17 protein-coding genes and 1 tRNA gene are annotated in these 22,787 nt (G+C 57.3%); 14 read left to right on the plus strand and 4 right to left on the minus strand.

Annotated features, from left to right (window positions below):
* Nucleotides 1-122: 122 nt before the first annotated feature.
* From purU to pyrF, 12 genes are all read left to right on the plus strand, one after another.
* Complete coding sequence (gene purU, locus ACWJ62_RS14140; RefSeq protein WP_088557519.1) at nt 123-977, plus strand: formyltetrahydrofolate deformylase; 855 nt, start codon at nt 123-125, stop codon at nt 975-977.
* Between the two features lie 125 nt (nt 978-1,102).
* Nucleotides 1,103-3,718 (plus strand): DNA gyrase subunit A, encoded by a 2,616-nt coding sequence (gene gyrA / locus ACWJ62_RS14145; RefSeq protein WP_449286766.1) that lies wholly within the window; start codon nt 1,103-1,105, stop codon nt 3,716-3,718.
* A gap of 50 nt (nt 3,719-3,768) precedes the next feature.
* Nucleotides 3,769-4,851: a 3-phosphoserine/phosphohydroxythreonine transaminase gene (serC, locus tag ACWJ62_RS14150; RefSeq protein WP_449286767.1), complete on the plus strand. Its 1,083-nt coding sequence runs from the start codon at nt 3,769-3,771 to the stop codon at nt 4,849-4,851.
* Nucleotides 4,852-4,853: 2 nt separating this feature from the next.
* On the plus strand, nt 4,854-5,951 hold the full coding sequence (pheA, locus tag ACWJ62_RS14155) for a prephenate dehydratase (protein WP_449286768.1): 1,098 nt from the start codon (nt 4,854-4,856) through the stop codon (nt 5,949-5,951).
* A gap of 45 nt (nt 5,952-5,996) precedes the next feature.
* A complete protein-coding gene (gene hisC, locus ACWJ62_RS14160) occupies nt 5,997-7,121 on the plus strand; it encodes a histidinol-phosphate transaminase (protein ID WP_449286769.1) in 1,125 nt (374 codons plus the stop codon).
* 1 nt (nt 7,122) lies between these two features.
* On the plus strand, nt 7,123-9,351 hold the full coding sequence (locus ACWJ62_RS14165) for a bifunctional prephenate dehydrogenase/3-phosphoshikimate 1-carboxyvinyltransferase (protein ID WP_449286770.1): 2,229 nt from the start codon (nt 7,123-7,125) through the stop codon (nt 9,349-9,351).
* The gene (gene cmk / locus ACWJ62_RS14170) at nt 9,351-10,031 is read left to right on the plus strand and encodes a (d)CMP kinase (protein WP_449286771.1); all 681 of its coding nucleotides are present in this window, start codon (nt 9,351-9,353) and stop codon (nt 10,029-10,031) included. The genes ACWJ62_RS14165 and cmk overlap by 1 nt, the downstream gene beginning before the upstream one ends.
* 130 nt (nt 10,032-10,161) lie before the next feature.
* Nucleotides 10,162-11,856, plus strand: coding sequence for a 30S ribosomal protein S1 (gene rpsA / locus ACWJ62_RS14175; protein WP_008172063.1), 1,695 nt, complete (start codon nt 10,162-10,164; stop codon nt 11,854-11,856).
* 134 nt (nt 11,857-11,990) lie between these two features.
* The gene (locus tag ACWJ62_RS14180; protein WP_008172061.1) at nt 11,991-12,287 is read left to right on the plus strand and encodes an integration host factor subunit beta; all 297 of its coding nucleotides are present in this window, start codon (nt 11,991-11,993) and stop codon (nt 12,285-12,287) included.
* A gap of 59 nt (nt 12,288-12,346) precedes the next feature.
* On the plus strand, nt 12,347-12,649 hold the full coding sequence (locus ACWJ62_RS14185; RefSeq protein WP_064230620.1) for a LapA family protein: 303 nt from the start codon (nt 12,347-12,349) through the stop codon (nt 12,647-12,649).
* Nucleotides 12,649-13,818: a lipopolysaccharide assembly protein LapB gene (gene lapB / locus ACWJ62_RS14190; protein ID WP_449286772.1), complete on the plus strand. Its 1,170-nt coding sequence runs from the start codon at nt 12,649-12,651 to the stop codon at nt 13,816-13,818. The genes ACWJ62_RS14185 and lapB overlap by 1 nt, the downstream gene beginning before the upstream one ends.
* A 32-nt stretch (nt 13,819-13,850) precedes the next feature.
* The gene (gene pyrF, locus ACWJ62_RS14195) at nt 13,851-14,561 is read left to right on the plus strand and encodes an orotidine-5'-phosphate decarboxylase (protein WP_449286773.1); all 711 of its coding nucleotides are present in this window, start codon (nt 13,851-13,853) and stop codon (nt 14,559-14,561) included.
* Nucleotides 14,562-15,032: 471 nt separating this feature from the next.
* On the opposite strand, the gene ACWJ62_RS14200 is transcribed toward pyrF, so the two are convergent.
* Nucleotides 15,033-15,108: transfer RNA gene (locus tag ACWJ62_RS14200), tRNA-Asn, on the minus strand.
* Nucleotides 15,109-15,178: 70 nt separating this feature from the next.
* Nucleotides 15,179-16,363, minus strand: a complete 1,185-nt coding sequence (locus ACWJ62_RS14205) for a pyridoxal phosphate-dependent aminotransferase (protein WP_449286774.1) — start codon at nt 16,361-16,363, stop codon at nt 15,179-15,181.
* 183 nt (nt 16,364-16,546) lie between these two features.
* Between ACWJ62_RS14205 and uvrB the strand changes: the two genes are divergently transcribed.
* On the plus strand, nt 16,547-18,607 hold the full coding sequence (uvrB, locus tag ACWJ62_RS14210; protein WP_449286775.1) for an excinuclease ABC subunit UvrB: 2,061 nt from the start codon (nt 16,547-16,549) through the stop codon (nt 18,605-18,607).
* On the opposite strand, the gene rimI is transcribed toward uvrB, so the two are convergent.
* Complete coding sequence (gene rimI / locus ACWJ62_RS14215) at nt 18,608-19,726, minus strand: ribosomal protein S18-alanine N-acetyltransferase (protein ID WP_449286776.1); 1,119 nt, start codon at nt 19,724-19,726, stop codon at nt 18,608-18,610.
* Between the two features lie 201 nt (nt 19,727-19,927).
* Between rimI and ACWJ62_RS14220 the strand changes: the two genes are divergently transcribed.
* Nucleotides 19,928-21,427: a RimK family protein gene (locus tag ACWJ62_RS14220; protein WP_449286777.1), complete on the plus strand. Its 1,500-nt coding sequence runs from the start codon at nt 19,928-19,930 to the stop codon at nt 21,425-21,427.
* Between the two features lie 19 nt (nt 21,428-21,446).
* On the opposite strand, the gene ACWJ62_RS14225 is transcribed toward ACWJ62_RS14220, so the two are convergent.
* On the minus strand, nt 21,447-22,607 hold the full coding sequence (locus ACWJ62_RS14225; RefSeq protein ID WP_449286778.1) for a cation diffusion facilitator family transporter: 1,161 nt from the start codon (nt 22,605-22,607) through the stop codon (nt 21,447-21,449).
* Nucleotides 22,608-22,787 lie beyond the last annotated feature (180 nt).

Here is a 22,787-nt window from a genome sequence, read left to right on the forward strand (position 1 = left end):
CGTTCAGATAGGCTATGATAGCCGGTCATTTTCATAGGTGCGTACCGTTAACCTGCCGTTAATGTCGGCGGTGATTCCCCGACGCACCTGCTTTCCCGGATTTCAGTTAAGGAAAGGCTTTCATGGAGCATACCTATCGTCTTGTGATTTCCTGCCCCGACCGGGTGGGAATTGTCGCCAAGGTGAGTAATTTTCTGTCCACATACAATGGCTGGATTACCGAAGCGAGTCACCATTCGGATACCCATACCGGCTGGTTTTTCATGCGGCACGAAATCAAGGCCAACTCGATTCCGTTTGGCCTGGACCAGTTCCGGGCTGCGTTCGAGCCCATTGCCCGTGAATTCAACATGAACTGGCACATTGCCGATTCGGCCCAGCCGAAGAAGGTGATCCTGATGTGCAGCAAGGAATCCCACTGTGTGGCAGATCTGCTGTACCGCTGGCACAGCAAGGAGATCAATGCCGAGATAGTGGCGGTCATCTCCAACCACGACGACCTGCGCCGGATGGTGGAGTGGCACGAGATTCCTTATCACCATGTGCCGGTCAGCAAGGAAAACAAGGCGGAAGCCTTCGCCCACATCGATGAGCTGTTCCAGAAATACGAAGCCGATGTGGTGGTGCTGGCGCGCTACATGCAGATCCTTCCCGGCGAGCTCTGCGAGAAATACTCCGGTAAGGTAATCAATATCCATCACAGCTTCCTGCCGTCCTTTGCCGGTGCGCGCCCCTATCACCAGGCCTACAGTCGCGGCGTGAAGCTGATTGGTGCCACCTGCCACTACGTGACCCAGGACCTCGACGAGGGCCCGATCATCGAGCAGGACGTTATCCGGATCACCCATAGCGACTCCATCGAGGATATGGTTCGCCTGGGTAAGGATGTGGAAAAGAACGTGTTGGCCCGGGGCCTGCGTTCGCACATCGAAGATCGGGTGATTACCTACGAAAACAAGACAGTGGTGTTTGATTAAGGCTGCCTCACAGTTGCCCCGGAAAGGGCGCGACTGTGGTAGACTTGGCGGCTTGTTGAAGAATAACTATGGGGCCCGGAAACGGCCCTGATACGACTTCCAGTAACGCAAAGGAACCTTTCTCGATGGGTGAGTTAGCCAAAGAGATCCTGCCGGTCAATATTGAAGACGAGTTAAAACAGTCCTACCTCGACTACGCCATGAGTGTAATCGTCGGGCGGGCGCTTCCGGATGTGAGGGATGGCCTCAAACCGGTTCACCGCCGTGTTCTGTTCGCCATGTCCGAACTGAACAACGACTGGAACAAAGCCTACAAGAAGTCCGCCCGTGTGGTGGGTGACGTCATCGGTAAATACCACCCACACGGTGACTCTGCGGTCTACGACACCATCGTACGTATGGCTCAGCCGTTCTCCCTTCGCTATCCGCTGGTCGACGGTCAGGGTAACTTCGGTTCCATTGACGGCGATAACGCGGCTGCCATGCGTTACACCGAGATCCGCATGGAGAAGATCGCCCACTCCCTGTTGGCGGATCTGGACAAGGAAACCGTCGATTTTGTCGATAACTACGACGGCACCGAGCGTATTCCCGAGGTGCTTCCTACCCGGGTTCCGAACCTGCTGGTGAACGGTTCCTCCGGTATCGCCGTGGGCATGGCCACCAATATTCCGCCCCACAACCTGACGGAAGTGGTCAATGGCTGTCTGGCGCTGATTGATAATCCGGATCTCACTGTTGATGAGCTGATGGAATTCATCCCGGGCCCGGATTTCCCGACCGAGGGCATCATCAATGGCCGTGCCGGCATTGTCGAAGCTTACCGTACCGGCCGGGGCCGTATTTATGTCCGTGCCCGCCACGAGATTGAACACGACAAAAAAACCAATCGTGACGCTGTCATCATCACTGAGCTGCCGTATCAGCTCAACAAGGCCCGCCTGATCGAAAAGATCGCCGAGCTGGTGAAAGAAAAGCGCCTCGAAGGCATCACCGAACTGCGGGACGAATCCAACAAGGAAGGTATCCGGGTGGTGATCGAGCTGCGTCGGGGTGAAAACCCGGATGTTGTGGTCAATAACCTGTTTGCCCATACCCAGTTGCAGACGGTGTTTGGCATCAACATGGTTGCGCTGATCAATGGCGAGCCGAAGACGCTGAACCTCAAGCAGATGTTGGATGCCTTTGTTCGTCACCGTCGTGAGGTGGTTACCCGCCGCACCATCTATGAGCTGCGCAAAGCGCGTGAGCGGGGCCACATTCTGGAAGGCCTCACGGTTGCTCTGGCCAATATTGATGAGATGATCGAGCTGATCAAAGCTTCTCCGAGTTCGGTAGAAGCAAAAGAAAAGCTGATGGCCAAGGGCTGGGCTCCGGGTGATGTTCTGGCAATGCTGGAGCGTGCCGGTGAGGACGCCTGTCGTCCAGACGATCTGCCGGAAATCTATGGCCTGCGTGATGGCCTTTATTATCTGTCTCCCGAGCAGACCCAGGCAATTCTGGATATGCGTCTGCACCGCCTGACCGGTCTTGAAACCGAGAAGCTGCAGAATGAGTACAAGGACATCCTTGAAAAGATCGCCGGCCTCCTCGAGATCCTGGCCGATCCTGACCGCCTGATGCAGGTTATCCGTGAAGAACTGGAAGCCGTTGTTTCCGAGTTCGGCGATGAGCGTCGCACCGAGATCACCAGCTCCCAGCGCGATCTGACCATTGCGGATCTGATAGATGAGGAGGACCTCGTAGTCACCATCTCTCACGGTGGTTACGCCAAGACCCAGGCAGTTGAAGACTACCAGGCCCAGCGCCGGGGCGGTCGCGGCAAGGCGGCAACCTCCATGAAGGATGAAGACTTCGTTGAGAAGCTGCTGGTTGCCAACTCCCACGACACGATTCTGTGTTTCTCCAACCGTGGCAAGGTCTACTGGCTGCGGGTATTTGAGATTCCGCGTGCCAGCCGGGCGTCCCGCGGTCGGCCCATGGTGAATATACTGCCGCTGGACGAGGGCGAGCGTATTACCACCTTCCTGCCGGTTCGTGACTATCCGGAGGACCAGTTCGTGCTGATGGCCACCTCCGCCGGTGTGGTCAAGAAGACACCGCTGCCGAACTTCTCGCGTCCGCGCAGCAGCGGCCTGATTGCGCTGTCCCTGGATGAAGGCGATACCCTGATCGGTGCAGCAATTACCAAAGGCGATGCCGAGGTAATGCTTTTCTCAACCGCTGGCAAGGCGGTGCGCTTCAACGAGGAAGCCGTTCGTCCGATGAGCCGGACAGCCCGTGGTGTTCGCGGTATCAAGATGCCGGAAGGTCACCATGTGGTGTCCCTGATCATCCCGCAGGAGGATGGGGTTCTTCTGACCGCCTCCGAGAATGGTTACGGCAAGCGGACGGCCATCGATGAGTTCCCGACCTACAGCCGGGGCAGTCAGGGCGTTATTGCCATGCAGTGCTCTGAGCGGAACGGCAACCTGGTCACAGCCCTGCAGCTGTTCGACGGCGATGAAATGATGCTGATCTCTGACAAGGGCACGCTGGTGCGTACCCGTACAGACGAAGTATCCGTTCTGAGCCGGAATACCCAGGGTGTGCGCCTGATCAAGCTGAGTCAGGAAGACGAGCGGCTGGTCGGTGTTGAGCGGATTGCGGAAACCGACGCTGAAGAAATCGACGGTGAAGTCGATGCCGCAGACAGCAGTGCGGAAGAAGGCGAAAAAGGTGAAGGTGCCGGCGACGAGTAAGCCGGCACTGCGACAGATAGATTCAGTAAGACTTGAGAGAAAGCAGCAACATGAGCAGGGCGTATAACTTTTGTGCAGGTCCGGCCACTTTGCCGGAGAGCGTGCTTCGTCAGGCGCGGGATGAAATGCTCGACTGGCGCGGTACCGGCATGTCGGTGATGGAAATGAGCCATCGCAGCGACGAGTTTGTCCAGATTGCCGAAACTGCAGAAAAGGATCTGCGTGAACTGGCCGGCGTGTCAGACGACTACGCGGTTCTTTTCATGCAGGGTGGAGCGTCCAGCCAGTTTGCCACCATTCCTCTGAATCTGCTGGGCGAAAAAGGCTCTGCGGACTACGTGAACACCGGCATCTGGTCCAAGAAGGCCATTGCCGAGGCCAGTCGTTATGGCAAGGTGAACGTGGTGGCGAGTTCGGAAGATAGTGGCTTTACTACGATTCCGGACCAATCTTCCTGGCAGACCAGTGCCGATGCGGCGTACCTGCACTACACGCCCAACGAGACCATTGGTGGTCTGGAATTCGATTTTATTCCGGATAGCCCGGGCGCACCGCTGATTGCCGACATGTCCTCGTCAATGCTGTCGAGGCCGGTGGACGTCTCCAGGTTCGGCGTGATCTACGCCGGTGCCCAGAAAAACATTGGTCCCTCAGGATTGGTGGTGGTCATTATTCGCAAGGATCTCCTCGGCAAGGCTCGAAAGGAGACCCCGACCATGATGAACTATCAGGTGATTGCGGATAATGGCTCCATGTACAACACCCCGGCCACCTACTCCTGGTATCTGGCCGGCCTGGTGTTCAAGTGGCTGAAAGAGCAGGGCGGCGTGAAGGCAATGGGGGAGACCAACCTGCGCAAAGCCCGCAAGCTTTACGACTTCATCGATACCAACGAGTTTTACGCCAACCCGATTGACCCACGATTCCGTTCCTGGATGAACGTGCCTTTCACGCTGGCGGATGACGCCGTGAACGGTGAATTCCTGAAGGGTGCCAATGCCCGTGGCCTGCTGAATCTGGCCGGCCACCGTTCGGTGGGCGGGATGCGTGCGAGCATCTACAACGCGATGCCCGAAGCCGGCGTCGATGCGCTGATTGACTACATGACCGAATTTGCGAAGGAGCGTGGCTGATCATGAGTGACGAGCAGGTTCGGCTCGGAGAGCTGCGGGACGAGATCGATCAGCTTGATCAGAAGATCATGGAGCTGATCAGTGCCAGGGCCGCCTGTGCCCAGGAAGTGGCCCACGTCAAGATGGCCGCCAATCCGGGGCAGGACGTCTTCTTCTACCGCCCGGAGCGGGAAGCGCAGGTGCTTCGGCGCATCAAGGAACAGAATCCCGGCCCCCTGTCCGGTGAGGAAATGGCCCGTCTGTTCCGGGAGATCATGTCCGCCTGCCTGGCACTGGAAAAGCCCATGCACATTGCCTTCCTGGGGCCAATTGGCACCTTCACCCAGGCAGCAGCGCTCAAGCATTTCGGTCACTCCGTCGTCAGTGTTCCACTGCCGGCTATCGACGCGGTGTTCCGGGAGGTGGAGTCCGGCGCAGCCCATTACGGCGTGGTGCCGGTCGAAAACTCTACTGAGGGTATGATCAACCACACCCTGGATATGTTCATGTCCTCGCCGCTGAAGATCTGCGGGGAGGTTCAGCTGCGGATTCACCATCACCTGCTGGTGTCTCCGAAGCATGGCGACCAGGAGATCACCCGGATTTATTCCCACCAGCAGTCCTTTGCCCAGTGCCGCCAGTGGCTGGATACCCATCGCTACGGCATTGAGCGGGTCACCGTCTCCAGTAATGCGGAAGCCGCCCGGCGCGCCGCCGAAGAGCCGGGTACTGCAGCCATTGCCGGTGATATGGCGGCCGAGCTCTACGGCCTGGAGAAGCTGGCGAACAGCATTGAGGATCGCCCGGACAATACCACCCGGTTCCTGATCATCGGCCGGGAGGAAGTGCCGGCCAGCGGTCACGACAAGTCATCTATCCTGGTGTCCATGCGCAACAAACCGGGGGCACTGTATCAGCTCCTCGAGCCGTTCCATCGTCATGGTCTCAGTCTGACCAGAATTGAAACGCGGCCCTCGCCGAGCGGTACCTGGGCTTATGTGTTCTACATCGATTTCGAGGGGCACATGGAAGACGAACAGGTTCGTAAAGTGCTGGCAGAAGTGGACGACGAAGCGGTTGAACTCAAGCGTCTGGGATCCTACCCGATTGGCGTTCTGTAAGTATCTGCACCTGCGTTTTTGAGCAACGAGTGTCTAGGACGATTTATGGCTATTGATTACCAGAGCCTGGCGGTTCGCGGCGTACAGGCGCTCTCACCCTACCAGCCGGGCAAGCCGATTGAAGAGCTGGCCCGTGAGCTTGGCCTCAATCCGGCAGACATTATCAAGCTGGCGAGCAACGAAAACCCGCTGGGGCCCAGCGAAAAAGCGCTGTCGGCTGCGCGGCAGGCGCTCTCTGAGCTTTGCCTGTACCCCGATGGTAACGGATTCAACCTGAAACAGGCGCTGTCGAAGCGTCTGAACGTTGGAATGGATCAGATTACCCTTGGTAACGGCTCCAACGATGTACTGGAAGTGATTACCCGTTGTTTCGCCGATGCAGATTCCGAAGTGGTTTTCTCCCAGTACGCGTTTGCCGTTTATCCCCTGGTGACCCAGGCCATCGGCGCCAGGGGTGTATCTGTGCCTGCCCGGGAGTGGGGGCACGATCTTGACGCCATGGCCGCGGCGGTTACCGATCGCACTCGTCTGGTGTTTGTCGCCAATCCGAACAATCCCACGGGTACGGTTCACACGGCGGACGCCATTGAGGCGTTCCTGAAAAAAATCCCCGAGAACGTGCTTGTGGTTCTGGATGAAGCTTACTGTGAATACCTGACCGGTAATCAATACCCGGATGGTGTCGAGCTGCTGGCCCGCTTCCCGAATCTCATCGTTTGCCGCACTTTTTCCAAAGCCTGGGGGTTGGCGGCTCTACGGGTGGGTTACAGCATCTCCTCGCCGGCCATTGCAGACATTCTTAACCGGGTGCGTCAGCCGTTCAACGTGGATACCGTTGCCCTGTCTGCGGCCACTGCCGTTCTGGACGATGAGGATTACCTTCAGCGTTCACGGGATGTGAACAAGTCGGGCCTGCGTCAGTTGCAGGAGGCATTCGACCGGATGGGGCTCAGCTATATTCCGTCGGCCGGGAACTTCGTCGCCGTGGAAGTGGGGGAGCAGGCTATGGGCGTGTACCAGTCCCTCCTGGCTCACGGTGTGATTGTCCGGCCCATCGCGGGCTATGGCATGCCCCGACATCTTCGGGTGACTGTCGGCCTTCCGGAAGAAAACGAGCGCTTTATCGAGGCTCTGGCCCAGGCCCTGACCGCATCGGGGCTCAGCGACTGATATGGTGTCTTCCGAGCCTCTGTTCAAACGGGTAGCGGTGATTGGCCTGGGGCTGATTGGCGGCTCCCTGGCCTGTGCCATCCGTCGCAACGGACTGGCGGGCACGGTTGTCGGCGCCGATCAGCGCGACGAGGAGTTGCAGCTCGGCAAAGAGCTGGGTGTGATCGATCAGTCGGCATCAACAGTGTCTGATGCTGTTCGGGGTGCGGATCTGGTTGTGCTGGCTGTGCCGGTAAGGGCAACCCGAGCGGTTCTTGAGCAGATTCGTCCGACATTGGAGGCGGACGCGATCCTCACCGACGTCGGTAGCACCAAGTCCAGTTTCGTGAAGGATGTGGAGGCAGTGTTCGGTAGCCTGTCGCCCCGGATCATTCCCGGCCATCCTATTGCCGGGTCCGAGAAGAGCGGCATTCGGGCGGCGAATCCCGAGCTGTTCGCAAACCACAAGGTCATTCTTACGCCGCCTGATGACGTTAGCCAGTCCCACCTTGCCCGGCTTAAGGCGTTGTGGGAGGGATGTGGTGCCACGGTGCTGACCATGTCCGTGGCGTACCACGATGAGGTGCTGGCAGCTACCAGCCACTTGCCGCACCTCATTGCATTCTCCCTGGTGGATACCCTCGCGGGTGAAGATGAGAACATGGATATCTTCCGTTATGCCGCTGGCGGTTTCCGGGATTTTACCCGGATTGCCGCCAGCGATCCGGTGATGTGGCACGATATCTTTCTTTCGAACCGCGATGCGGTTCTGCGTGTGATTGACCACTTTACCCATGATCTGGAACAACTGCGCACTGCCATCGCCAATCAGGACAGTGCCACATTGTTGCGGGTTTTCAGTCGCGCCAAAGCGGCGCGTGAACATTTTTCGAAGATGCTTTCAGGACAGGCTTACGTGACAAACAACAGTGAAAAGCAGGTGACGTTCCGTCTTCAGCCCGGTGGCGCGATTACCGGTGATATCCGGGTGCCCGGCGACAAGTCGATGTCGCACCGTTCCATTATGCTGGGTGCGCTGGCTGACGGCGTGACTGAGGTTAAAGGGTTTCTGGAGGGTGAGGACAGTCTGGCCACGCTACAGGCGTTCCGGGATATGGGTGTCACCATCGAAGGGCCGGACGACGGCTTTGTGCGCATCCACGGCGTTGGGATGAACGGGCTGCAGGCGCCAAGAGGTCCTTTGTATCTGGGTAACTCCGGAACGGCCATGCGGTTGTTTGCGGGATTGCTGGCGGCCCAGCCCTTTGATTCCGAGCTGACCGGCGATGCGAGCCTGTCCGGTCGCCCGATGGGGCGGGTTGCCGACCCATTGAGAGCTATGGGTGCTGTGATTGACACCGCAGAAGGTGGTCGTCCGCCACTGAAAATCCGGGGCGGCCAGAAGTTGTCGGGTATTCATTACGAAATGCCGGTTGCCAGTGCCCAGGTGAAGTCTTGCCTCCTGCTGGCTGGCCTTTACGCCGAGGGCAGTACATCGGTGACCGAGCCGGCTCCCACCCGCGATCATACCGAGCGGATGCTGGCGGGCTTTGGCTACCACGTTCACCGGGACGGCGCGACCGCCAGTGTCAGCGGTGGCGGCAAATTGACGGCGACCAACATTGATGTGCCCGCTGATATCTCGTCATCCGCCTTTTTTCTGGTAGCCGCGAGTATTGCTCCCGGATCTGATCTGGTCCTGCGGCATGTGGGGATGAACCCGACACGGGTCGGTGTTATCAATATCCTGAACCAGATGGGTGCCAGCATCGAGATTCTGGACGAGCGCGAAATCGGTGGCGAGCCGGTTGCTGACCTGCGGGTCCGCTCGGCGGAGCTGCAGGGTATCGATATACCTGAAGATCAGGTGCCCTTAGCCATTGATGAATTTCCGGTGCTGTTCATTGCCGCGGTCTGCGCCAAGGGTCGCACGGTTTTGCGGGGCGCAGAGGAGCTTCGGGTCAAGGAAAGCGACCGGATCCAGGTGATGGCAGATGGCCTTGCCGCACTGGGCGTGGAAACTACCGTAACCCCGGACGGCATTATTATTGATGGCGGCCAGACCATCGGTGGCGGTACCGTGAACAGTCACGGCGACCATCGCATCGCGATGTCCTTTGCGGTCGCTTCCCTGCGCGCTGCGGGCGAAATTACCGTGACCGACTGCGCCAACGTGGCAACGTCTTTCCCTGGGTTTGTGGAACTTGCGCAAGGAACGGGGATCAATATAACAGCCGAGGGGGCTGAATAATGGTTGATGGCAGTGCACCGGTGATCACCGTGGATGGTCCCGGGGGTTCCGGCAAAGGCACGATTACCCAGATGCTGGCCCGAAAACTGGGTTGGCATCTTCTGGACAGTGGTGCCCTTTATCGGCTGACGGCGCTGGCCGCGGTTCGCCAGGGCGTGTCTCTGGATGACGAGAGCGGTCTGGTGAAAGTCGCCGCCGGATTGGATGTGGCGTTTGAGCCCACGCCGGCGGGCGAGCCTGTAAAAGTTATTCTGGCCGGGCAGGACGTGACCGCAGATATACGTACAGAATCGGCGGGCGACAATGCTTCAAAGGTGGCTGTGATGCAGCCGGTCCGTGACGCCCTTTTGCAGCGCCAGCGCGATTTCCGACAGGCGCCCGGCCTGGTGGCCGATGGGCGCGATATGGGGACCGTGGTGTTTCCGGACGCGCCGGTAAAAATCTTCCTGACGGCAAGCGCCGAGGAGAGGGCTCAGCGGCGCTATAGCCAGTTGAAGGACGCGGGTGTCGATGTTAATATTGACGCCCTTTTAGAGGAGATACGGGTTCGTGATGAACGGGATATGAACCGTTCCGCAGCCCCTCTCAAACCCGCAGATGATGCGCAAGTCATTGATTCTACGGGATTGAGTATAGAAGAGGTGTTGGGCAGGTGTATGGCCGCAGCAGGTCAGGCCTGACTACACCTTTTTGTCGTTGAAATGCCGGATGTAGCGCTATCTGCCAGCCACAGGCTTAATCCGGAACTTGTTAACAGACCGTGTTGCTGGTGGCACGGAGTACACTTGCGTTGATCATATAGGACTCATAATGAGCGAGAGCTTTGCGGATCTTTTTGAAGAAAGCCTAAAAGAAATTGACATGCAACCGGGTTCCATCGTCCAGGGAACCGTTGTAGACGTCGATAACGACTGGGTCACCGTTAACGCCGGACTGAAGTCCGAAGGCGTTATCCCCGCCTCCCAGTTCCTTAACGAAAAAGGCGAGTTGGAAATTGCTATCGGCGACGTTGTCGATGTTGCTCTCGACGCTGTTGAAGACGGCTTCGGTGAGACCCGTCTGTCCCGTGAAAAGGCTAAGCGTGCAGAAGCCTGGAAGGTTCTCGAGAAGTCCTTCGAAGCTGAGGAAGTGGTTAAAGGTATCATCAACGGTAAGGTCAAGGGTGGTTTCACCGTCGATCTGGCCGGTATCCGTGCCTTCCTGCCTGGCTCGCTGGTAGACGTTCGTCCGGTTCGCGACACCGCGCACCTGGAGAACAAAGAACTCGAATTCAAGGTTATCAAGCTCGACCAGAAGCGTAACAACGTGGTTGTTTCCCGCCGCGCCGTTCTGGAAGCTGAGAACAGCGCCGAGCGTGAAGCTCTGCTGGAAACCCTGACCGAGGGTATGGAAATCAAGGGTATCGTCAAGAACCTGACCGACTACGGCGCATTCGTAGATCTGGGCGGTGTTGACGGCCTGTTGCACATTACCGATATGGCCTGGAAGCGCATCAAGCATCCGAGCGAAATCGTTAATGTTGGTGACGAAATCAGCGTTAAGGTCCTGAAGTTCGACCGTGAGCGCAACCGTGTTTCTCTCGGCCTGAAGCAGCTGGGCGAAGATCCCTGGGTTGATATCAAGGGTCGTTACCCGGAAGGCAGCAAGGTGACTGCACGTGTCACTAACCTGACTGACTACGGCTGCTTTGCTGAGCTGGAAGAAGGTGTTGAAGGCCTGGTTCACGTTTCCGAAATGGATTGGACCAACAAGAACATCCACCCGTCTAAAGTTGTTCAGGTGGGCGACGAAGTTGGCGTGATGATTCTGGATATCGACGAAGAGCGTCGTCGTATTTCCCTGGGTATCAAGCAGTGTGTATCCAACCCCTGGGAAGATTTCTCCAGCAACTTCAACAAGGGCGACCGCATCTCCGGTAAGATCAAGTCAATCACTGACTTCGGTATCTTCATCGGTCTGGATGGCGGCATCGACGGTCTGGTTCACCTGTCTGACATCAGCTGGAACGAGACTGGCGAAGAGGCGGTTCGTGAATACAAGAAGGGTGACGAAGTTGAAACCGTTATCCTGTCTGTTGATCCGGAGCGCGAGCGCATCTCCCTGGGTATTAAGCAGCTCGAAAGCGATCCGTTCGCCGAGTTTGTACAGCTGAACGACAAGGGCTCCATCGTTAAGGGTACCGTGTCTGCAGTTGATGCCAAGGCGGCTACCATCGCCCTGAACGACGAAGTTGAAGCGGTACTGAAAGCCTCTGAAATCAGCCGTGACCGTGTTGAAGATGCACGTAACGCGCTGAAAGAAGGCGAAGAAGTTGAAGCGAAGATCATCAGCATCGACCGCAAGAACCGCATTATCAACCTGTCTGTGAAGTCCAAAGATGTTGAGGACGACAAGCAGGCACTGGAAAATGTGCGGACCAAGACTGCAGAAACCTCTTCTGGTGCGACCACCATCGGTGATCTCATCAAGGAGCAGATGCAGCAGCAAAACGCCAACAAGGACTAAAATTCCGGTTGGTACGAAAAAAACGGGCTCTAAGAGCCCGTTTTTTTTGTGTTTTTTTCTGGTTTGGCTAAACTAGGTAGTCATGAGAATCCGGTAACCGACGGCCGAATAAAAATGAAAGAGGGAAACGCCTCATGACGAAGTCCGAACTGGTCGAGCTGATTGCTTCCAAGCAAACTCAGCTCTCCGTTAAAGATGTCGAACTGGCTGTAAAAACCATCATTGAGCACATGTCCCAGTCGCTCGCCGATGGTCAGAGAATAGAAATCCGGGGATTTGGCAGTTTTTCCCTTCATCACCGTGCCGCGCGTACCGGGCGCAATCCGAAAACCGGTGAGGCTGTCCAGCTGCCAGCCAAGTATGTGCCGCACTTCAAGCCCGGCAAAGAATTGAGAGAGCAGGTTAACGACAGCTTGAAGAAAGGCTTTTAACAGCTGCTCAGGGAACGCGTATAATTCGGGAATCAAAGCCCTTTGGGAGCGCTATTGCTATGGCAGGATTGCAGAAGATCCTTATTATTCTGTTGGTTTTGGTCCTGGTTCTGCTGGCACTGGTATTCTCGCTCAACAATCAAATGGCAGTTTCCCTCAACTTCCTGCTGTTTGAAACCCAACCCCATGGTGTTGCCGTCTGGATTATCATGGCATTCGTTGTCGGCGCCCTCGTTGGCGTGCTGATGACCATGCTGGCCACCGTCCGCACCTCGGTGTCCCGGCGAACCCTTCAGAAACGACTTGATCGCGCCGAGCAGGCATTGGAGAAATCCAGGGCCCAGAACGACCGGACTCTTTAATGGATATGGTACTTCAGTGGCTGCTGCTGACAGTTGCAGTCGCCGTTGGCTGGCTTGTAGGCCGGCTGGGAAGCGGTGACAGTCGATCCGGAAAAACGATTTCCGACGAGGAATCGGTGAAGGATCGTCTCCAGTTCCTGTTCACCAACTACTCCGACCAGGCAGTTGAGAATTTCGTCCAGTCCCTTGCGGTCAATAAGGACACCGTTAGCCTGCACCTTTCCATTGGCAGCCATTTCCGCAACAAGGGCGAAACAGACCGTGCCATATTGATTCACCAGAATCTGCTGGCCAGGCCAGAGTTGCCTCCACGTTTCTCGCCACAGGTCACCCTTGAGCTTGCCAGGGATTACCTCAATGCCGGTCTGCTCGACCGCGCCGAGGCGCTTTTGCACCAGCTCATGGGCGACAAGGAATACGGGCGGCATTCCTCCCAGCAGCTGATTGACCTTTACCAGCAAGAGAAGGAGTGGGCGAAAGCTGCAGAGGTCGCACGGACCCTGACCCGAGGCGATGCCGACCCTGCGATGTTCAAGGTTCTGGCCTATCTGACCTGCGAGTTGTCAGAGGTGTCCCTGAAACAGGATGACCGCTGGGCCGCCCAGAAACTGGCCAAGGAAGCACTCGAATATGATCGCTCCTGCGTGCGGGCCAACCTGATTTTGATGAAGCTACTGGTTCGTCAGGGCAGTTTTCGCGAGGCCGGCAACCAATGCCTGAAAGTGTTTGACCAGAACGCCGAGTTCGGGCCGGAAGCGATTGATCGCTTGATGAAGCTAGAGCACGAACATGGCGATATTGGCCGGCTGGCGAAGAAGCTGCGCAAGCTTTACGAAAGCTATCCGAGTACCAGCCTGCTGCTGGCCCTCGTGGAATCCGTAGAGCGCGCCTCAGGGCGACCGGCAGCCATCGACTTGCTCAGAAAGGAGCTGGAAACACGCCCGAGCGTCCGTGGTTTGCTGAGGTTGGTGGAAATGGCCGGCTACGAAAAAGGCATGACCACCGATGAGGGCAGGCTGGTGAGCCGCATTGGCCATCTGATACTGGCCAACCGTCCGGTCTATCGCTGTGTTAGTTGTGGCTTCTCTGGTCGTCAGCTGCACTGGCTGTGCCCGAGCTGCAAACAATGGGAAACCGTTCGCCCGATCCAGGGTGTTGAAGCCGAATAAACCTTTACCGAATTTCCGCAGGACAAGTGAACGTGCAAACCGCTAACGATCCCAAGATTATCGTCGCCCTCGATTTTCCCTCCCAGAATCCGGCCCTTGAGCTGGTAGAAAAGCTGGATCCGGCCAAATGCCGCTTGAAAGTTGGCAAAGAACTGTTCACCCGTTCCGGCCCGCAACTGGTCGAGGGGTTGCAGAAGCGTGGATTCGATGTATTCCTGGATCTGAAATTCCATGACATCCCGAACACCACATCGGCGGCGGTTGCAGCCGCCGCCGACCTCGGTGTCTGGATGGTCAATGTGCATGCCTCTGGCGGCGAGAAAATGATGACCGCCTGCCGGGAACGCCTAGAAACCTTTGGCGCGGATCGCCCGCTGTTGATTGCCGTCACGGTCCTTACCAGCATGAACGCCGGCGATCTGGCCGGTATCGGCATCACCGATTCCCCGGAAGCCCAGGTATCCCGACTGGCAACCCTCACCAAAAACTGCGGCCTGGACGGCGTCGTCTGTTCCGCGCAGGAAGCACCGAAGCTCAAAGCCGAGCAGGGTGCCGACTTCAAGCTGATCACACCGGGTATCCGTCCGTTGACTGCCGATAAAGGCGATCAGCAGCGCATCATGACGCCCACAGATGCCCTCAAAGCCGGTTCCGACTACCTCGTGATCGGCCGCCCGATTACTCAGGCGTCTGACCCGCTGGCTGCCTTGGAGGCTATTCACTCTGAGGTTATTGGCGCCTAGTTTCTAGGTTCTTGTCTGATTTGGGCTCCTAGCCTGCATGGTTTGGAGTCTGGTGGTGTGGGGCCTCCCTCCCAAAAACCGCTACGAGCACCCCTCCGGGGTCCAGCCTGCAATCACAGATTGCAGTCGTTCGGCTGTCGCATGAAGCTTCGCTTCATAAACGCTCGACCTCACCCATGTGCGCTTGGCTGTGGCCATCCTTGGCCACAGACATTTTTGGGAGGGAGGCCCCACACCACCTCTTCGAACTTCTCAGATATATCTTGCATCAGAGTTCGGTGGGCTACTGCAACCTACTGACTATCTGCTTTCTGTGAGAGTTTTGTCTGTTTTGCGGATACGTACACAGCCGCACCAGTCCCGCCAACGAGCAGGCTAGGGCAGGAGTAAACCTGAAAAACAAAAGATAGAATCAAAAGCGGGTCAATAAAAAACCCGCTAACTCAAAGAGTTAGCGGGCTTTCAGAATAGTGGCTCCCCGAGCTGGGCTCGAACCAGCGACAAACGGATTAACAGTCCGTTGCTCTACCAACTGAGCTATCGGGGAACGTCGTCGTGTGACGAGGCGCGTATATTAAGTTGGCAATACCGCCCCGTCAACCCCTGGCCAGAACTTTTTAGCCAAGCGCTTTCTGCAGACGTTCGATAGCCTTTTCCAGGTTTTCCATGCTGGTCGCAAAGCTCAGGCGCATGTGGCCGGGGCACCCGAAGGCGGAGCCTGGGACCAGTGCCACGCCGGCGTCGGTCAGCAGTTTCTCGGCGAATTCAACGTCGGTGCTGACGCTGGAATCCGCATCGATGGCGCCCTGGAAGCTGGGGAACACATAGAAGGTACCGTCGCCGTTCAGGCATTCAACGCCTGGCAGCTTGTTCAGTGCTTCTACCAGCCAGTCGTGGCGTTCCTTGAAGGCCTTGACCATCTCGCCCACGCAGCCCTGATCGCCATCCAGCGCAGCCTGTGCCGCTGCCTGGGAGATTGAGGCCGGGTTGGAGGTGCTCTGGGACTGGATCTTCTTCATGGCACCGATGATTTTCGCCGGGCCAGCAGCGTAACCGATACGCCAGCCAGTCATGGAGTACGCTTTGGACACGCCGTTCAGTACGAAGGTGCGGTCATACAGCTCAGGCGTCGCGTTCAGGATGTTGCAGAACGGCTTGCCGGTCCAGAGGATGGGCTCGTACATGTCATCAGTGGCGATCATGATGTTCGGGTGCTTCTTCAACACCTCGCCGATGGCCTGCAGCTCTTCCAGGGTATAGGCCATGCCGCTCGGGTTCGAGGGGCTGTTGATCACGAACAGGCGGGTGCGCTCGGTAATCGAATTTTCCAGCTGTTCCGGAGTGATCTTGAAGCGGGTTTCAGCACCGGTTTCGATAATGACCGGTTTGCCCTCGGCCACCAGCACCATATCCGGGTAGGACACCCAGTAGGGGGCCGGGATGATGGCTTCGTCACCCGGGTTCAGTGTGGCAAGTGCGAGGTTGAAAAAGCTCTGTTTGCCACCACTGCTTACCAGTATCTGGTTGGCTTCGTAATCCAGGCCGTTGTCCCGTTTGAACTTCGCAATAATCGCTTTTTTCAGGGCTGGCGTACCATCCACGGCAGTGTATTTTGTCTGGCCGTTATTGATGGCTTCAATGGCTGCCTGTTTGATGTGATCAGGTGTGTCGAAGTCCGGCTCGCCGGCACCCAGGCCGATAATGTCCTGGCCTGCTGCGCGGAGTTCCGCGGCCTTGTTGGTGACTGCGAGGGTGGGAGAGGGCTTGATAGCCTGTACTCGGCTGGAAAGTTGAAGGTCCAAACTTGCGCTCCTTAAAGCTGCGTCTGATAGGGCTGCGACCGCCGGGTGCCAGAGCTGCTGGCTGATTTACGCCCAGCCGTCGATCGCACTGATGGTATCATGAAGCCAGTGTATCGCTAAATTTCTCGAATGGTAGGGGCCGTTTTGCCCTTGCGTCGGTTTTACCGGAGGTTTCCGCCAGTTATGGCCAGTAATCAGGCAAACGTTTCCGCCAGAGAGGGTGTGTTCCAGGTTGATTCACCGTTCCAGCCAGCAGGCGATCAGCCCAGGGCGATCGAGGGGCTGGTGGATGGTATCCACTCCGGTCTGGCACACCAGACGTTGCTGGGGGTAACCGGATCCGGCAAAACCTTCACCATCGCGAATGTTATCCAGCAGATCCAGCGGCCTACCATCATCATGGCCCACAACAAAACCCTGGCCGCCCAGCTCTATGGTGAGTTCAAGGAGTTCTTTCCCGACAATGCGGTGGAGTATTTCGTTTCCTACTACGACTACTACCAGCCAGAAGCTTACGTGCCCTCGTCGGACACGTTTATCGAGAAAGACGCCTCTATCAACGAGCACATTGAGCAGATGCGTCTGTCTGCTACCAAGGCATTGTTGGAAAGACCGGATGCCATCATTGTGGCGACGGTGTCGTCTATCTACGGCCTCGGTGACCCCCAGTCCTACCTGAAGATGATGCTGCATCTGGACCGGGGCGATCAGATCGATCAGCGATACATCCTTCGGCGCCTGGCCGAACTTCAGTACACCAGGAACGATATCGAGTTCCACCGGGCCAATTATCGGGTTCGGGGCGATGTGATCGATGTATTCCCGGCGGAATCCGAGAAGGAAGCTATCCGCATCGAGCTCTTCGATGACGAGGTTGAGAATCTCAGCTATTTCGACCCGTTGACCGGTGAGGTCCTGCGCCGAGTGCCACGGGTAACCATCTACCCGAAATCGCATTATGTGACGCCCCGGCAGACGGTGCTGGATGCGGTTGAGCATATCAAGGTTGAGCTGGATGAGCGGCTACAGCAGCTGAGAGACAACAACCGCCTGGTTGAGGCCCAGCGCCTGGAAGAGCGAACCCGATACGACATCGAGATGATGCTGGAGCTGGGCTATTGCAACGGCATCGAGAACTACTCGCGTTATCTCTCCGGTCGCCGACCCGGCGAAGCACCGCCGACGCTGTTTGACTACCTGCCGCCCAATGCCTTGTTGGTGGTTGATGAATCCCATGTGACCATTCCCCAGATCGGCGCCATGTACAAGGGCGACCGGTCCCGGAAGGAAACCCTTGTTGAGTACGGTTTCCGCCTACCATCGGCGCTGGATAACCGACCCATGAAGTTTGAAGAATGGGAGCGAATTGCGCCGCAGATGATCTTCGTGTCCGCAACCCCGTCCACTTACGAGGCCGAGCATGCGGGTCAGGTGGTGGAACAAGTGGTTCGCCCCACCGGCCTGCTGGACCCGGAAATCGAAGTGCGTCCCGCGTCTACCCAGGTGGACGATCTGCTCTCGGAAATCCATACGCGGGTGAAGGTGAAGGAACGGGTTCTGGTGACCACGCTGACCAAGCGTATGGCCGAGGATCTCACCGACTTCCTGATGGAACACGACATCAAGGTTCGCTATCTGCACTCGGACATCGACACTGTGGAGCGGGTCGAGATCATCCGGGACCTCCGGCGAGGGGAATTCGATGTGCTGGTGGGCATCAACCTGCTGCGGGAAGGTCTGGACATGCCAGAGGTCTCGCTGGTGGCCATCCTGGATGCCGACAAGGAAGGCTTCCTCCGCTCCGAGCGGTCATTGATCCAGACCATGGGTCGTGCGGCGCGAAACGTTCACGGGAAGGCCATTCTCTACGGTGACCGGATTACAGGTTCCATGCAGCGGGCGATTGATGAGACAGAGCGCCGCCGGGCCAAGCAGGACGCTCACAACCTGGAGCAGGGCATTACCCCGCAGGGCCTGAACAAGAAGATTGCCGACATCATGGAAGGTGCCGGAGGTGGCGGTCGTGGCCGTCGCAAGGCCGAGCGCCCGGGGCAGAAAGCAGCCGAAGAGGCGGAACAGTATCGGGCCAAGGCTGGCAATCGGTCGCCCGAGGAAGTCCTTAAGGAAGTGTCCCGGCTCGAGGATGAAATGTACAAGGCCGCTTCCGAGCTGGATTTCGAGACGGCCGCGCGTCTGCGTGACGATATCGCGGAGCTGAAAGAGGCGGCACTGCGGACCGGCTGATCAGGCCGGCCGCTTGGGTCCTACGATGATCGCAGCCTGCAATGGCTGGTTTCTGCCGTACCGGGAGATCTGGCTGAATACCCGGCGGTCGACTGGCAGGTATTGCTTGTCGGCCACGGTTTCGCCGACTTCAGCATCGATTTCCGGGTCGTGCAGGTACACGAACTGGTCGTCAATCGCGCAGACGGTGACCCAATGGGGAACGCGGCTGCGATTCAGCTGCCAGGTGCTGATCAGGATGACCGGAATTCGTCCCTCATGAAGAGCTTCTTCCATCGCTTCGAGGGTCAGCGGGTCATGATGCAACTGGATTCCGGTCTTGCCGATGTCGTGTAAAAAACCCTCGTGTACCAGTTCCAGTACCCGCTTCTTGTCCTCGCTTCTGACGGTGTCCTTGAAAAGTGCTCCTTCCATGCTGATCCATGCGCTGGCTTCAAAGCCCCGATTCCACGCTGCGAGCGCCAGTCCATGTGGGCCGCAGCCGCCGTGGCCGGCGAGCATGAATATGGTGGTCGCTTCTCGCCAAAGTCTGAGTTCTTCCAGGGTTGTGAGTGGTTGCTGCTCATCCAGAGCCGCCATAGCCATGATCAGCGCCGCCGGTCCGCAGGAAAAGTCCGTGGTCTGCGGGTAGTAGGGAACGGCCGGGAATTCTCTTGAAGGCTCATAGAACAGGATCCGTCGCTCGAAGCGAAGCGCGTCTCCGTGGTCTTCGTAATAGTCCCGATAGGTGCCGAACTGGCGATAGCCGAGGCGCTTGTAGAGGTTGATGGCGCCTTTATTATCTTCGCGGACTTCCAGGCGCATGATGATACGGCCGGCGTCCACCGCCTCGGATTCTGCTTCCCGTACCAGTTTCTCGCCCACACCCTGGCCACGCACAGCCGGTGACACCGCAATAGAGTAGATCCGGGCGAGCCGGGTGGCAGCGCTCATCAGAACCAGACAGTAGCCCACCAGTTCGCCATCGGCCTCGGCCACAATCAACCGGTCCCTGGGCATTTCCAGAAAACGGCGAAAGCTTCGCCGGGAAAGGCGATCCTCGGTGAAACACCGGTTTTCAAGCAAAACCAGAGCGTCGAGATCCTTGCTGGTGGCTTGTCGGAGCTGAAAGTCAGGCATTCAGTTGCGGCCTTGAGAAGTACTTGGAGGGCATGCTGGTGGGCTTCCCGTATTCCGCTATTATGTGTGAGAGTCAGGGTAACGCAAAGACCGCAAGGATGCGTAAAAGCACGCATTATTCGCCGATTGTGCAGCGATTGTGACCGGCGTATTGTGGCCTCAATTACAACAGGCAAGACCTTTCAGGGAGGAATGCCTTTCATGTCCCGATTGCTTATCGTAGTGGACCGCGCCAAAGACTGGGCGCCTTATTATCCCAGTGAGGATGTGCTGACGTTTGATCAGTACCTCCAGTTCTCAGCTCCGCCCGCCAGCCGGGTAAGGGTTATCAACCTGTGCCAGAGCGCGCGTTACCTGAGCAAGGGCTATTACTGCTCACTCCTGGCAGAAGCCCGTGGCCACCACGTGGTGCCCTCGGTAATGACCCTTAACGACCTTGGCCGAAAAGGGCTGTTTTCCCTTGAGCTGGAAGAGCTTGATGAGAGCGTAATCAACTGGCTGGAAGCAGCGGGCTCGGCGATTGATCCCGCCAGTGACGAGCGTGAGGCCACCCATGAAGTCCGGATCCGAACCTACTTTGGTCAGGCTGAACATCCGGATCTCAAACCGGTCGCCCGGGCACTGTTCGAGCGTTTTCCGTGCCCGATTCTTGAGATTGTCTTCAAGCGCCGCAAGCAGTGGCAGATCGAGTCCATGAAACCGGCCGCTCCGGCAGATCTCGGCGAGCATGAGCAGGACGTGTTTGCAGCTGCCCTGGATCGTTTCAGCAGTATGGTGTGGCGTAAGCCCAGAACCCGTCGCCGTTACCGCTTTGATCTGGCGGTGTTGGTCAATCCGGATGAGGAAATGCCGCCGAGTGACAAAGTTGCTTTGAAGCGGTTCGAGAAGGCGGGTCGCAAGCTGGGTATAAATGTCGAGCAGATTACCCGGCGGGACTATATGCGCCTGCCGGAATACGATGGCCTGTTCATCCGGGAAACCACCGCCATTGACCACCATACCTACCGCTTTGCCCGTAAGGCGGCCGCTGAGGGCATGGTCGTTATTGATGATCCGGTATCGATCCTGAAATGCACTAACAAGGTCTTCCTTGCTGATCTTTTGAAGAACAACAAGGTTCCCACTCCCAAAACCCTGATCCTGTCAAAAGATCAGAAAAATGCTGTCGAGCAGGTCATCAGTGAGCTGGGCTTCCCGGTGGTCATCAAGATTCCGGATGGTGCGTTTTCCCGCGGCGTAACCAAGGCCGAAGACGAGAAGACCCTTCGTGCCGGCCTGAGAGACCTGTTCAAGCAGTCCGCCCTGGTGCTGGCTCAGGAATACCTGTATACCGATTACGACTGGCGCATCGGTGTGCTTGGTGGACGGGCCATCTACGCCTGCAAGTACATGATGGTTAAAGGCCATTGGCAGATCTATCAGCACAGCGAATCGGAGAGTGAGAGCGGTGGCTTTGAGACCATGCCCACGTATGAGGTGCCAAGGAATGTCATTCAGGCGGCCCTCAATGCCACCAGACTGATCGGCAACGGGCTGTACGGTGTGGATATCAAACAGTCGGGCAACCGGGTTGCCGTCATCGAAGTCAACGACAACCCGAGTATTGATGCCGGCGTGGAAGACCGCTTCCTCGGGGGCGAGCTCTATACCCTGATCATGCAGGAATTTCTTTCAAGGATGGAAGAGAACAGGCGTCGCTAGGTCCTATGGCCGGCTGTTTTCAGGGGCCGGCCACCCAAACCCGGACACTCCCAAACCACGGGTAATCACCGAGCTCTTCCCTGATGTTTGAGGATGAGAAGACGGTCTCACCTTCGGGGCCGTCCAGGAACAGCTCCAGGTGCACCTTGTTTTTCAGATAGTGCAGTCGAAGCCGACTGTGTTGCGGCAACTCTCCCAGGTGTCGGGCCAGGATGGCCCGGATGTCTTCACGGGAGGGCAGGCGCTCGGAGGTGAGCGGCTGATCTTCGTCGTTTTCGGCGTCGATATGGAAGTTGATGTCCCGGATGTTGTCCAGGGCATCCCGCATTCCCGAGACAACCTGCATGCCGATCTGATGTCCTTCCGATACGCTGATTTCCGGGCGAACCACCAGGTGTATATCCAGCAGAATGTCGTGACCCATACGACGGCTGCGAAGTTCGTGCACGTTGCGCACTCCGTCTGTGTCCCGGGCGATACTCTTGAGCATCTCCGTGTCTTCCTGGGAGAGGCCGGTATCCACAAGCTCCTTGACGCTGTCCCAGGTAAACTTCCAGCCAATGTGGATAATGATGCCTGCGATCACCACCGCCGCGAACACATCAAGCCAGACCATGCCGAGCATGGCGCCGGCCGTGGACACCAGCACCACGACTGAGGAGAACGCATCAGTTCGGCTGTGCCAGGCGTTGGCGATAATCAGGTCCGAGCGGATCTTCAGACCGACATGGCGTGTGTATCGGAAAATCCATTCTTTGCCCGCAACAGACGCAGCAGCTGCCACCAGAACCGGCCAGCCAGGCACGGTATCCACGCCGCCCTCTATTAGACGAAGGGTGTTTTCCCAAGCCAGGGCGGCGCCAACGGCAATCAGGATGCTGCCCAGAACCAGAGTGCCGAAGGTTTCTATTCGCTGGTGGCCGTAGGGATGGTCGTCATCCGGCTCCTGGCGCGATACCCTCATTACGCCAAGAACAACCAGATCAGAGGCGACATCCGTAAAGGAGTGAATGCCATCCACCAGCAGGGCCTGGGAATGAAAAAGAGCACCACCAATGACTTTTATGATCCCGAGTACGGCATCGAGAATCATTCCGATAATGGTCACGCGCGAGGCGGCCTTCATTTCGCCCGCGAGGTTTTCCCGGTGCTGTTGGGCGGGGGAAATCGGCTCTTGCATTGAAGCACTCCAGATCAGAAGACAGGTGTCAGTATAACGTTATTCTCACGGGCTTTGGCAGGGGCGGCCCAAAGGGAGGATTTCAAGTGATTTATGCACATCATTGCAGAACGGTGACCGGGTAACATTTTGTTTAGTATTTGTCGACAGCCAAGGGAAAAATATATAAACCATTGAAAA

It is taken from the genome of Marinobacter sp. PE14, assembly GCF_053566155.1.